Source organism: Novipirellula herctigrandis (genome assembly GCA_007859835.1).
GTDB lineage: Bacteria > Planctomycetota > Planctomycetia > Pirellulales > Pirellulaceae > Novipirellula_A > Novipirellula_A herctigrandis.
Window position 1 is genome coordinate 4,556,634 of the sequence record SJPJ01000001.1, and the last position, 12,378, is coordinate 4,569,011.

Genomic DNA, 12,378 nt, shown 5'->3' on the forward strand with positions numbered 1-12,378 from the left:
ACCGTCATACCATGCCATCGCCAATATCGGATTCGCACCACGTGGATTGCCCTGCTGGAACCAACTCAGCTCACGACAAAGATGCTGAAATTCAATACTTGCGTCGCGAGATGCGGAAACTGCAATCGCTTGCCACACTTGGGGAGTTGATGGGGACGGCGACGCACGAATTCAACAACGTGCTGATGACGATTTTGAATTACGCCAAATTGGGGATTCGCAACCGGGACGACGCCAGCCGCGACAAGGCACTCAGCAAGATTTTGGCCTCGACTGAGCGAGCCGCAAAGATCACCGGCACGATTCTGGCCCAGGCACGCAACCGTAGTGAATCGCTCGAACCAACCGATTTGGGTTCGATCATTGACGATTCGTTGGTGCTACTTGAGCGGGAAATGCGAAAATATCGCATTGTCATCGAAACGGACATTGCCGAGGAAACGCCGCATGCGATGGCCAGCGGTAACCAGATCCAAAGAGTACTTTTGAACCTCTTGATCAATGCCCGACAAGCGATGCCCGATGGCGGAACGATTTTGATTAAATTGCATCCTTCGGCTGAAAAAAGTTGGGTCGAATTGACCGTACGTGATTCAGGAAGCGGTATTCCAAGGGATCAATTGCCGCGCATCTTTGATTCGTTCTACACCACAAAGACGGGACCGGACGAATCAGGCAAAGGGGGAACTGGGCTTGGGTTGGCGGCATGCAAAGAAGTGATCGATGCGCATCACGGTCGCATCCGCGTCGAGAGTACCGTCGGTCGAGGAACCGCGTTCGTGATTCGGCTGCCCGTGGCCGATAAACAACAAGCGGCCGCCTAGTGGTTAACATTCAGCTGTGGTGACCCCCAACCAAATGCTTCGTCAACTTCGAGGATTGGGTTCGCCGTCATGGACGAGGCAATCGACCGTCCGCTGAATTGTTGGCCAAGGCTGGTTGAAACTTTGGCAATTGCCGAACGATGAATCTTGGCAACATCATGAGCACGCGATCGCTTTGTTGGTCATAAGCAATTCGAAAAACATCGCGTGTCTGGCCCGCCATCTTTTCGTGGATATTACTTAGAAACGCTTGTCGATTCTCACCAAGCGGCTCCGTCCATACGATCGCGGACAATCGGTCGTACGACGCCTCGGTACCGACCCACCAATAATGCTTGTCGACCGTTCGCACCTGAACTTCAAACGGAGCCAAGATTCGCTCGAACAACTGGCCTGCGTCATCTTTCGCATAGGTCATCATCAACTGTTCTGGCGACATTTGCCTGCGGTTTGCATCGAACCAATTCACCACGCACGTCGCTCCATTTTTCCGCGACACTCGCCGCAACAGTCCACCAATGGTGATCGGCGCATCGAGAGTGGGAACGGAGTCACCTCCGCTTAGCACCGGCCATTGTGATTGAGCTGCATCAGCCGGATGCGCCCAACGCAGAAAATGCGCGTCATCAATTTTCGGTTCGATCCCTCGCATTCGGCGAAGTGAATCGACGGCCAACAATTTCAATTGTTGCTCGGGCCGTAAATCACTGACGGGCAATTCCGTAGCATCCTCGCCGTCGGGCTCACTCAAAAATGTATTGACGACGGAGATTGCTGATGAACGACCTTCACCAAAATCGGCCATCTCCGTGATGGTGTCGCTGCGCTGTGAGAAAGCATCGTCGGCGACTGTTAAGACGATCAAAGATTCTTCGATTCGCATTTCGCCTTGAAACGACTCGCATATTTTCTCGACGTGTTCCTTCGCCGACAGGAAACCTCGCTCCGGCACGACTCGGTTGGCAATATCGTACCCTGCGATGTCAAGTGACACCCAATCGAGCTGAATCGGTACGCCCGTAATTTGACTTAACAGCAACACCATATCACCCAATGGATACCCCTTGGAATCGAACGCAAACGGTATCGCCAATGATCGCTTGGTGTTGATCGTCGGTGGAGGCGTTGCGATCATCATCGGATCGATCGATTCTTCGGCAGGTGCATCAAGCGCGACGGGTGCGAGTGTCGGCGGCGCCTCGATCGTCGGTTTGACTTCGTTGGCATCCCCGCCCAAATCGAGCAACTGTGTGAACTTCGCTAGCCCGGGCGGCAATTGTTGTAGGCTCGGACTTGGTGACTCGTTGTCGGTCGCCGGCGGTGTTTCAGGCGACGCAATCACCGGTGGCTGATTCATTGGCAGATCTGCATCCGATGCAAGCGGATCTTTCGGTAATAAATCAGCGGGAATGATCGAAGGTGGAAGCTTCTCGGTGGAGGGTGGAGTCTCCGTCGCGTCCGTGACCATCCCGTGCGTTTGGGGTGTTGTCAATTCACCTGCGTTAGGTTGGACATTGCCCGGGTCGCCATTACCCGGGTCGCCATTACCCGGGTCGCCATTACCCGCGTCGGGTTGAACTTCCACCACTTCGGGCGTTTCGGGAAGCAGCGCGACTGCCGTTGGATCGGTAGCGATACCTTTCCTTGAAATACCGTCTTCCCCCGTACCCCCCATCTCCCCTGGGTGAGTGTCATTCTCTGGACCAGCATCGGTGGCTACTTGGGCAGTATCATCCCCTTGGGCAATATCTGCTTTTGGATTTCTTGAACGCACAAACCAGACGAACACGACCGCAGCGGTCAGTAAACTGGCGATCGAAACGGCGACGACCAGTGCGATTTGCCGGGATTTCCGTGTTTGATCACTTTGCCAACCCTCACCGGCGATCGGTGGAGCCACATCTTCGATCGTCTCGGCGGCGACAATTTCGGCACCCTGGAACGCGGTAGGCGGCACGTGTGAGTCCGCCGTGTTGTCCGGTGAATCGATGTCGACCGCTGACATTGCATCGCGAGTGATTTGTTCACTATCAACATTCGAATTACCGACGGCAACTTGTCCAGCCGCCGCAGGCAGCGAACCATCCACCTCGCCGCTGGGCGGTTGAATTTGCACCATTGACCCGCATTTTGGGCAACTTGTGATCGTACCCACCAATGACGGGTCGGACACCCGCAGCCGACTTGAACAGGTCAAACACTCGACAGAAAATGGTTGGAACGACAACGGCAACCCTTTATGGTAACGCGAGTGTGCTCAGCACGGCAAAAAGACGACACTCTCTATCATGATTGTTCTCGTACGCTGAACCAAGAGGACTTTTTACTCATTGACCCGAGACTACTGTATTCTAACGTACGATTCCATCCTCTCCCCACAGCAAGTTTATGACCTCGACACCGCTGCAAGACCAACGTGATTCAGTATTTTCACTATCAACGCTCCCTGCTGACCTGCTTTCGGGGTCGGTTGTGTTCCTGGTCGCCCTTCCATTGTGCCTGGGCATCGCCTTGGCTTCAGGCGCGCCGTTGTTCTCGGGACTCGTCACCGGAATTCTCGGTGGCGTGGTCGTGGGCATGCTCAGTGGCTCGCATACCAGCGTCAGCGGTCCGGCGGCCGGGTTGACCGCGATCGTTGCAGCCCAAATCGCGATCCTTGGTTCCTTTGAAGCGTTCTTGTTAGCCGTTTTGATTGCCGGGCTGATGCAAATTGGACTTGGAATCGCTCGCGCCGGTGCGCTGTCGGCGTTTTTTCCTTCGAGTGTCATCAAGGGCCTTTTAGCGGCGATCGGTGTGACGCTTATTCTGAAACAAATTCCACATCTCGTGGGCCATGACACGGACCCGGAAGGAGACTTGGCGTTTTCTCAAGTCGACAATGAAAACACGTTTTCGGAATTCGTCTCGATGATAGGTGATATTCACCTTGGCGCACTCGTTGTCGGAATCGTGTCGCTCGCCATTTTGCTGTTTTGGGAAAAATATAAACCACTCAAAAATTCCCGTGTTCCGGCGCCGCTCGTGGTGGTTGTGTTGGGTGTCGTATTAAACCTATTGTTCAAACGTATCGGAGGCCCTTGGGCAATTGGTGTTTCCCACTTGGTTCAAATCCCGATCGCGGAGTCGATGAGTGAGTTAACTGGTTTTCTGATGTTGCCGGACTTCTCTCAGATATTGAATCCTGCGGTTTATTTCGCGGCCGTAACGATCGCCATTGTCGCCTCGCTCGAAACACTGCTGAACCTCGAAGCGGTTGACAAGCTTGACACACAGCGCCGCAACTCACCTCCCAGCCGCGAATTGCTCGCACAAGGAGTCGGCAATGTTGTCGCGGGATTGATAGGCGGCTTACCAATGACGTCGGTCATTATCCGTGGTAGCGTGAATGTCAACTCAGGATCAAAAACCAAGATGTCCGCTATTTTCCATGGCATCTTGCTGGCGGTTTGCGTGATCCTGCTTCCCGTCTATATGAACATGATCCCCCTGTCCGCATTGGCGGCCATTCTGTTTGCGACCGGCTTGAAGCTTGCCAGCCCCACGTTGTTTCGACAAATGTGGAGCGAGGGCCGTTACCAATTCCTACCGTTCATTATTACGGTTGTTGCGATCGTCTTTACTGATTTGCTCGTCGGTATTCTGATCGGACTTGGCATCAGTTTGCTGTTTATCCTCAACAGTAACTTGCGACGTCCGATTCGACGGATTGTCGAAACCCACGTCGACGGAGACATCATGCATATTGAATTGGCCAATCAAGTGAGTTTCCTAAATCGTGCCGCACTCGACAAAGTCTTTAGTGAAGCGCCGCGCGGCAGCCATGTCCTGATTGACGCATCCGAAACGGATTATATCGATCCGGATGTGCTCAGTTTGATCCGAGACTTCAAAGCCACAACGGCTGACGTCCACGGTGTGAAAGTGAGCTTAAAAGGATTTCGCACGAAGTATCAGCTTCATGATGAAATCCAATTTGCAGACTATTCCACCCGTGAACTACAGGACCGAGTCACACCGGAACAAGTGCTGGATTTTTTACGAGAAGGGAATCGACGTTTTCGCACCGGCCAACGACTGACTCGCGACTTCGGCCGCCAACTTGAAGCGACCAAGGAAGGACAAAGCCCGTTAGCAGTGATCCTCAGTTGTATCGATTCGCGAGTACCGGCTGAATTGATTCTTGATCTTGGACTCGGTGACATATTTAGCGTTCGTGTCGCGGGAAATGTGATCGGCACCAAGTCGCTCGGAAGCATTGAATACGGCGCGACGGTGGCCGGTGCGAAATTGATACTTGTCCTGGGTCACACTCGATGTGGCGCCGTTACCTCCGCAGTCAAACTACTCTGTGACAATCAAGACACCGAGCAGGCCACGGGGTGTTCGCATCTGCACGCCATCATCTCCGAAATCGAACCTTGCTTAGATCGAGAAAAATGCTGGATACCGAAGCAACAAGACGAAGAGCAGACCAAGAGCCTTATTGACGACGTCGCAAAACGAAACGTGATGCATACCGTTTCGGCAATCATCGAGCGAAGCCCAGGAATCCGCCAAGCCGTTGAGGCGGGACGCCTAATGGTCGCCGGAGCGATGTATGATGTCGTCACGGGGAACATCGATTTCCTCAATGATGTAGAATAGGGCGAGTTAGGTGCTATCTACATTGAGCTGGCCAACGTATTGGGCGGCTTATGCCTAGCCACCAACAACTCCCCTTTAGGCTTTTCAAAATGAAACGTCAAATCGTCCGCTGTCTTGCATCTCGTCGGTACTCCCAATGGACACTGCGGTATTCCCAATGGACACTGCGGCCCACGGTGGTTTTGATCGCAGCGTTATTTGTTGCACATTGTTTTGTCGTTGATAGTTATGCAGCAGTAACTTCACCACCGAATGTTGTCGTCATCTTCATCGATGACATGGGATACGCGGACATCAATCCATTTGGTGGAACCAAGTATCCGACGCCTCACTTGGACGCGATGGCTGCCAATGGTCGAACATTTACCGACTTTGTCGTCTCGTCCGCCGTTTGTTCCGCGTCGCGATCAGCACTGCTGACCGGCTGTTATCACCGACGCATCGGCATCTCGGGTGCGCTTGGCCCTAAGTCCAACATCGGCATCAATGCGGACGAGACGACGTTGGCCGAAGTATGTCGATCCAAGGGCTACTCGACAGCCATCTTTGGGAAATGGCATCTTGGGCATCATCCCAAATTCTTGCCAACCCAGCACGGATTTGATGTGTTCTATGGCATCCCCTACAGCAACGATATGTGGCCACTGCACCCGGATTACTTAGCTCGCCGAGCGAAGAACCCAAACACCAAATCGCCATGGCCTGATTTGCCAATGATCTCGTCGACCCGCGATCATGGGTACGAAATTGTCAATGACAATGTCCAGCCGTCCGACCAAGAACAAATGACGCGCCAATTTACCGAAAAAGCGGTCGAATTTATTCACCAGAACGACGATCATCCTTTCTTCTTGTATTTGCCTCATCCGATGGTCCATGTACCGCTGTACGTTTCGGAAACCTTTCGCGGAAAGAGTGGACAAGGCTTGTTTGGCGACGTTGTGATGGAAGTCGATTGGTCAGTCGGCCAAGTGGTTCAAGCGATCGAAGACATCGGAGCGACTGAAAATACGATCGTCGTCTTCACAAGCGACAACGGCCCATGGTTGTCTTATGGAACACATGCAGGCCACGCAACGCCACTGCGTGAAGGAAAAGGAACCATGTTCGAAGGAGGTTACCGCGAGCCAACCATCATGCAGTGGAAAGGCAAAATCCCTGCAGGCACGACTTGCGACAAACTCTGTAGCACGATCGATCTATTGCCAACGGTCGCAAAATTAATCGGAGCCGAGTTACCCGAAAAGAAAATCGACGGAAAGGATATCCGCCCATTGTTGTTCGGGGAACAGGATGCGGTTTCCCCTCATGATGCCTTTTGGTGCTATTACAAAGGGGGGGAATTGCAAGCAGTACGGAGCGAGCGATTTAAACTAATGTTCCCGCACGCCTACCGAACTTTGGATGGTCGTGAGGGTCGATCCGATGGTCTACCGATTTCATACAAAATGAACAAAACGGCTTTGTCCTTGTTCGATCTCGACAACGACATATCGGAAACAACGGATGTGAAAGAAAAATACCCGGAGGTTGTCAAGGAATTGATGGCTGCTGCCGAACAAGCTCGCAAGGAACTCGGCGACAAACTAACCAAGCGAACCGGAAGCGAGCTCCGTGCCCCAGGGAAGATGGCCGAGGGCGACGAATCAATGGCTCTGAATTGGTGAGCCGTCTTTTTGGTTCTTGTCGAACCCGATCAAATCGGTCGTGGTGATCCGCAATAGAATGTTCGAGGACACCACCACGACGCATTCCGGTCGAACCTTAAGCTACCTTCTCGGCTAGCTTTCGCTGGAATTCGAGTTCGTCGACCGCGGCGCACAAATGCTCCACACCAATCGCTCGCATGGCCGAGTTATCGGCGCGGCGACGGTGTCGTCGTGAACCTCGCTCGTAAGCCTTTTGTAACGCAATTTGGCCGTACGGGCCGCTGTCACCCGGCCGGGTCGCGCCGTACAAACCAATCGTAGGCGTTCCAACTGCGACCGCCATATGCAATGGCCCGGTATCACCACTGATGAACAGGTCGGATGTACTGATCAATGCGGCTAAGTGATGCAGGTCAGTATCCGGTGCGAGAATCGCTGCACCGTCCGCTCGCGCCACTATCTGATTAGCCATTTTCTTTTCGTCGGGTGTTCCCCAAACCACGGCACTTTTCAAGTCGTAACGATCGCGAAGGTATTTGGCTGTCGAAGCAAACCGATCGGTTTCCCATAATTTGGATGCCCAAGTTCCGCCAGGATTCAGGACAGCCAACCGTGGATGCTTGACCATTCGTCGCCACCGGTTTGCCCATAAAATGGATGCGTCGGAAATCGGCAAATCCCATTGCACGCCTGGCGAATGAATCCCAAGAGGTGAAAGGAGTTCTAGAGATCGATCGGTTAAATGCCGAAACGCAGGCGCCACTCGGACATTATTAAAGCATCGGCTCAGCTCACCGCCATGCGAACCCGCGTACCCGATCCGCTGTGATGCCCCCGCAATCCAACCAGCCAACGCCGACTTGGTGTTTCCTTGGCAGTCGATCGAAATATCGAATTCATGGCCACGCAATTTCGCCCGGGCGTCACGAATTCCCGATGGAGAAGTGAACCATTTTCGCTCGAGTTCGATCACAGCGTCGAGCGTCCGGTGACCGCGCACCATCGGTGCCGATTTCTTCTCGACCACCCAACCGATGTAGGCATCGGGGAACTCGCGCCGCAGTGCACAGGCAACCGGGAGCGTCAAAATCGCATCACCAATCGCACTCATGCGAGAAATTAGAATTCGGAGACCTGACCGATTGATTGACGGCACGGTTGACGATTCTGGGGCATTTGACATTCTTGCGATCCTTCGCCTGAGAAACTCGGTTCGTTGTGCGAGTCTAATCCTTCAACCCTCTCCAATGCCAGAGTGATCCCCGCATCGTGAAACCGACGGCGGAAATAACCCACTTCCAGCTTTCGGACTGGTTAAAAAGCTCGCATAGAGTGCTAGAATACGGCGAACCGCAGAAAAGAAGAGATGCAAGTTTGATATCATTTCAGGTTGCTTATTTTGAAATGGAGCCGAATTTGCAGCGTTTGAACCAGTCGGTTTCCCTCGCTTCCTATGCCTCCTATTGATGAATCTTCATGAAAATCCCATCACTGCTGATCCCTCTTATGTTTATTTTCACCACCAACGCATCGCTACCGGTCGAAGTACGTGGCGACGAAGGCATGTTCCTATTCAATGAGTTACCAACCGAACGACTCAAGCAGCGGCATGATTTTGATGCGACTTCTGCCTGGGCTGATGAACTTCGTTTAGCATCGGTTCGATTTAATGTTGGTGGTTCGGGCTCCTTCATTTCCAGCGATGGGTTAGTACTGACCAACCATCATGTCGCTAGCGACACGCTCCACAAACTCAGCACACCTGAGATGAACCTGATTGAAAACGGCTACTTGGCCAAGACGCTCGACGAGGAACTCAAGGCACCCGACTTGGAATTGAATCAACTTGTGGCAATCGAAAACGTCACGGAGCGGGTCAATGGGGCCGTTGCGGCGGACGCGACAAGCGAAGATGCCGTCAAACAGCGTCGCGCGGTGATCGCAACGATCGAAGCAGAATCGTTCGATGAAACGGGATTGCGAAGCAATGTGGTGACTCTCTTTGGCGGTGCCCAATACCACCTTTACCGCTACAAAAAATACACCGATGTGCGATTGGTTTGGGCACCGGAAACCGAAGCAGCATTCTTTGGCGGAGACGCCGACAATTTTGAGTATCCGCGTTACAACCTCGATGCGTCGATCATGCGAGTATACGAGGATGGCAAACCGGCCAAGTTGGATCATTTCTTGCGTTGGTGCCAAGACCCGCTGGCCGACGGCGACCTTGTGTTTGTCAGTGGAAATCCCGGCCGGACCCAGCGAATCTTTACCGTCGACGCATTGAAGTTTTTGCGAGATGACCGGATTCCCTACACGCTCGACTATTTGCGTCGTAAAGAAATTTTGATGCAGCAATTTGGGCTCGAAGGGACCGAACAAGCACGACGTGCTCGCGATGAATTGTTTGGCATCCAAAACGCTCGAAAAGCTTACACCGGAATGCTAGGTGGGCTGCAAGATCCGCAAACCTTTGTCGCCAAACGAGGTCGCGAAGACCGGCTTTTGAGCGATTTGAAAAAGGATCCTGAAATGGCGGATCTGGTATCGGCCTGGGCCGACATCAAAGCGATTCAAGATGACAAACGCGAAATGCTCGATCAATCAGTCAGTTTGCGTAGCACCCTGTTTGATCTCGCTCTTCAGATTGTGTTGCTCACTCGTGAAGACTTGAAGCCGAACGAAGAGCGACTTCGCGAATTCACGGACTCGTCACGCGAATCCTTGATGCAAGAACTGCTAAGCACCGCACCAATCTATCGCGACTTAGAACAAGTCAAATTGGCGGACGAGATTTCGCGACAGATTGTCTTGCGAGGTGCCGACAATAGCCTCGTACAGGAAATCCTTACTGGGAAAGGTCCACGGGAACGAGCAGCAGCGTTGATTGAGGGAACCAAACTTGATGACGTCGACTACCGCAGTGAATTGATCGATGGCGGTCATGACGCGGTGTTCGGAAGCAAAGACCCGATCGTCGTGCTGGCTCGAACCTTGGAACCAGAGTATCGTCGTCTTCGCGAAAAGAACGAACAGATCCGAGAGCGTGAGCGACAGGCTTACGCAAAAGTCGCTAAGGCAATTACGGCGATCGAAGGGACCAGCGGATATCCCGATGCGACGTTCACGCTGCGATTAGCCTTTGGGACCGTGAAAGGGTACAACGAAGACGGAAAGTCGATTGATCCAACCACGAACTTCGCCGGTGCTTACGATCATGCCAAAGCACACCAAGGGCAGCCTGATTTTGATTTGCCACCGTCTTGGATGAAAGCAAAAGCAGAAGTCAATTTGGATACCCAACTGAACTTCGTTTGTACGGCTGACATCATCGGTGGCAACAGTGGATCGCCTGTGGTCAACCGCAAAGGCGAATTGGTTGGATTGATCTTTGATGGAAACATTCAAAGTCTAACGAGCGACTATCTTTACAGCGACGACCAGGCTCGGGCGGTCAGCGTTTCAGGCGTCGGCATCCTCGAAGCACTGCGATCAATCTACAATGCAAAAGATCTAGCCGAATCGATTGGAAAGTAGATTTAGCGAGGGATTTTTTACGCATCGTTGTTGTTTTTACGCTTGTCAGTTGCTTCGACTTGGTTGGCCTATCAGCTGACGTTGACGTCGGCGATTTCGGTGCCATAGCGGATGGCGTTACGAACGACACCGTGGCGATCAAGTGGTTCTGCAACAGGAAAGGCGGTTGCCGAAGCCACCGCGCAATGACGGCGAACGTGCTTGGCAGCGAGCCCCATTCAGGCTTGCTCGCTGCGATTGAGCACGAGCCTTTTGCCGCGGTGTCACGAGCGACCCGTTTTCAGCTACGTTGCGGAGAATTCCAGTAGCCGTCGAGGTGCGGTTTGGCAAGGTACTTTCGACCCCAGGTCAACAAACCGAGCTTGACCAGTACCCAAACGACATAGAAAACCAGCCCGACATAGGTCATGATCGAAGCGAATTGGGCCATTGCTTCACCGCCACCCGGACCAGCAGCGGTCGACTGAAAATAGGCTTGGTTGATCGGGATGATTTCGACCTGCATAAAACCGTTGAGGATTAGTCGAACGAATTCCCAGATGATCATGAACAAAAAGGTACGGCGAAGCAGTTGTCGGCTCCACGGCTTTCTCATGAACAAACCACCTCCGCCCGTAACCATCATCGCGGTGAGTACCATTCCGGCGACTGCGATGAGGCAATTTGGAATCGCGTACCTTGAAACTACATCAAACATCTCTTTCTGCATCGCCGCTTGTGAGCCCTGAAACGGACCTCCCTGGCTGAACAAATCCGAAATGAACGGTGCGGCCACGGTTTGAATGATGACACTAAACGACGACATGAAACCAAGTGCGCCACCAAGAATGCTTAATACACCGACAACGGTCACGCCAAGCGGTCGCAGCATCGGACCATCCGATGTGACGATCGGTTGTGATTCGTGCGCCGCAATCGTATTGGAAGATTCCATGAGTTGTCTCAAATGGGTTAAGGTCGCGACAAATAAGCACTCTGAACATCGCGTGCCGAGTGACCTTGGTCGACAAAACGAAACGCTTCGACCACGGGTCCGTTGAGCAGCACAATGAGTCCATAGATGACTAACGCCAATTGCGTTGGTAAACAATAGCAGGTGAACGCGGTGAGTAGTCCGGCACAAAGCACCACCATACTGAGCATACGGTTTCGAAACTGAGTCGTGCGAAAACCACAATAGACGGTTGCAGCCCCAAGGGCGAAGATCAACGTCCCCAAAATGCTACCGCCGATCATCATCATCGGTCCAAATTCGGGGGGCATTGGCGTTGGGGCATTTCCCCCTTGTGCCGCCGCTTGCTGCTGCATCGCTTCAAGCATGCTAGGCATAAAAAACGCATAAAATGCAATCCCAACGGCCATCAATGCCATCAAGATGCCTTGCACGATCATCAAGACGCCCAAGATCTGAACTTGACCTACCATGCCTCGCGAAACAACATCGGAAAGGTTTCCTGGGCTGCTGCTGACAACCACCGATGGGTCCTGTGCAGGCGAGTAAGGGTTCTGCGAATTCGGGCTTTCCGAGTCGCCTGGATCGAAAGGATTGTCGGTGCTCATTTATCGTTATCTCGCCACGAAGTTCAAAAACCGATGACTATCAATGCGTTCGCGGCAAGTCAGTATACCGCCAACCGTCTTTCGTAGCGAATCGGCACAGCAGACACAGCAGACACAGCAGACACAGCAGACACAGCAGACACAGCAGACACAGCAGACACAGC

9 protein-coding genes are annotated in these 12,378 nt (G+C 52.9%); 4 read left to right on the forward strand and 5 right to left on the reverse strand.

Going from position 1 to position 12,378, the window contains the following annotated elements:
- Positions 1-11 precede the first annotated feature (11 nt).
- On the forward strand, positions 12-824 hold the full coding sequence (locus tag CA13_RS16865) for a sensor histidine kinase (protein ID WP_146398547.1): 813 nt from the start codon (positions 12-14) through the stop codon (positions 822-824).
- A gap of 67 nt (positions 825-891) precedes the next feature.
- On the opposite strand, the gene CA13_RS16870 is transcribed toward CA13_RS16865, so the two are convergent.
- The gene (locus CA13_RS16870) at positions 892-2,943 is read right to left on the reverse strand and encodes a hypothetical protein (protein WP_146398549.1); all 2,052 of its coding nucleotides are present in this window, start codon (positions 2,941-2,943) and stop codon (positions 892-894) included.
- A gap of 269 nt (positions 2,944-3,212) precedes the next feature.
- Between CA13_RS16870 and CA13_RS16875 the strand changes: the two genes are divergently transcribed.
- Positions 3,213-5,468, forward strand: a complete 2,256-nt coding sequence (locus CA13_RS16875) for a bifunctional SulP family inorganic anion transporter/carbonic anhydrase (RefSeq protein ID WP_146398551.1) — start codon at positions 3,213-3,215, stop codon at positions 5,466-5,468.
- A gap of 89 nt (positions 5,469-5,557) precedes the next feature.
- On the forward strand, positions 5,558-7,135 hold the full coding sequence (locus CA13_RS16880; protein WP_146398553.1) for a sulfatase family protein: 1,578 nt from the start codon (positions 5,558-5,560) through the stop codon (positions 7,133-7,135).
- A gap of 97 nt (positions 7,136-7,232) precedes the next feature.
- Here the strand turns inward: CA13_RS16880 and CA13_RS16885 are convergent, their stop codons facing one another.
- Entirely contained in the window at positions 7,233-8,300 is a 1,068-nt protein-coding gene (locus CA13_RS16885) for a glycosyltransferase family 9 protein (protein WP_419194469.1), read from the reverse strand.
- A gap of 293 nt (positions 8,301-8,593) precedes the next feature.
- Here CA13_RS16885 and CA13_RS16890 point away from each other — a divergent pair, with 293 nt between their 5' ends.
- Positions 8,594-10,654, forward strand: coding sequence for a S46 family peptidase (locus CA13_RS16890; protein WP_419194470.1), 2,061 nt, complete (start codon positions 8,594-8,596; stop codon positions 10,652-10,654).
- A gap of 71 nt (positions 10,655-10,725) precedes the next feature.
- Here CA13_RS16890 and CA13_RS35305 read toward each other — a convergent pair whose 3' ends face one another.
- From CA13_RS35305 to CA13_RS16900, 3 genes are all read right to left on the reverse strand, one after another.
- A complete protein-coding gene (locus tag CA13_RS35305) occupies positions 10,726-10,872 on the reverse strand; it encodes a hypothetical protein (RefSeq protein ID WP_419194471.1) in 147 nt (48 codons plus the stop codon).
- Positions 10,873-10,934: 62 nt separating this feature from the next.
- A complete protein-coding gene (locus tag CA13_RS16895) occupies positions 10,935-11,588 on the reverse strand; it encodes a hypothetical protein (protein WP_146398555.1) in 654 nt (217 codons plus the stop codon).
- Between the two features lie 17 nt (positions 11,589-11,605).
- Positions 11,606-12,214 carry a hypothetical protein gene (locus CA13_RS16900; protein ID WP_146398557.1) on the reverse strand — a complete coding sequence of 203 codons (609 nt, stop codon included), beginning with the start codon at positions 12,212-12,214 and terminating at the stop codon, positions 11,606-11,608.
- Positions 12,215-12,378: the final 164 nt, after the last annotated feature.

Excerpts from the sequence above, each read along its gene's own strand:
- CA13_RS16870 (WP_146398549.1), bottom strand. The coding sequence starts at position 2,943 with ATGGTGCAAATTCAACCGCCCAGCGGCGAGGTGGATGGTTCGCTGCCT.
- CA13_RS16865 (WP_146398547.1), top strand. The coding sequence starts at position 12 with ATGCCATCGCCAATATCGGATTCGCACCACGTGGATTGCCCTGCTGGA.
- CA13_RS16875 (WP_146398551.1), top strand. The coding sequence starts at position 3,213 with ATGACCTCGACACCGCTGCAAGACCAACGTGATTCAGTATTTTCACTA.
- CA13_RS16890 (WP_419194470.1), top strand. The coding sequence starts at position 8,594 with ATGAAAATCCCATCACTGCTGATCCCTCTTATGTTTATTTTCACCACC.
- CA13_RS16885 (WP_419194469.1), bottom strand. The coding sequence starts at position 8,300 with ATGTCAAATGCCCCAGAATCGTCAACCGTGCCGTCAATCAATCGGTCA.
- CA13_RS16900 (WP_146398557.1), bottom strand. The coding sequence starts at position 12,214 with ATGAGCACCGACAATCCTTTCGATCCAGGCGACTCGGAAAGCCCGAAT.
- CA13_RS16880 (WP_146398553.1), top strand. The coding sequence starts at position 5,558 with ATGAAACGTCAAATCGTCCGCTGTCTTGCATCTCGTCGGTACTCCCAA.
- CA13_RS16895 (WP_146398555.1), bottom strand. The coding sequence starts at position 11,588 with ATGGAATCTTCCAATACGATTGCGGCGCACGAATCACAACCGATCGTC.
- CA13_RS35305 (WP_419194471.1), bottom strand. The coding sequence starts at position 10,872 with ATGGGGCTCGCTGCCAAGCACGTTCGCCGTCATTGCGCGGTGGCTTCG.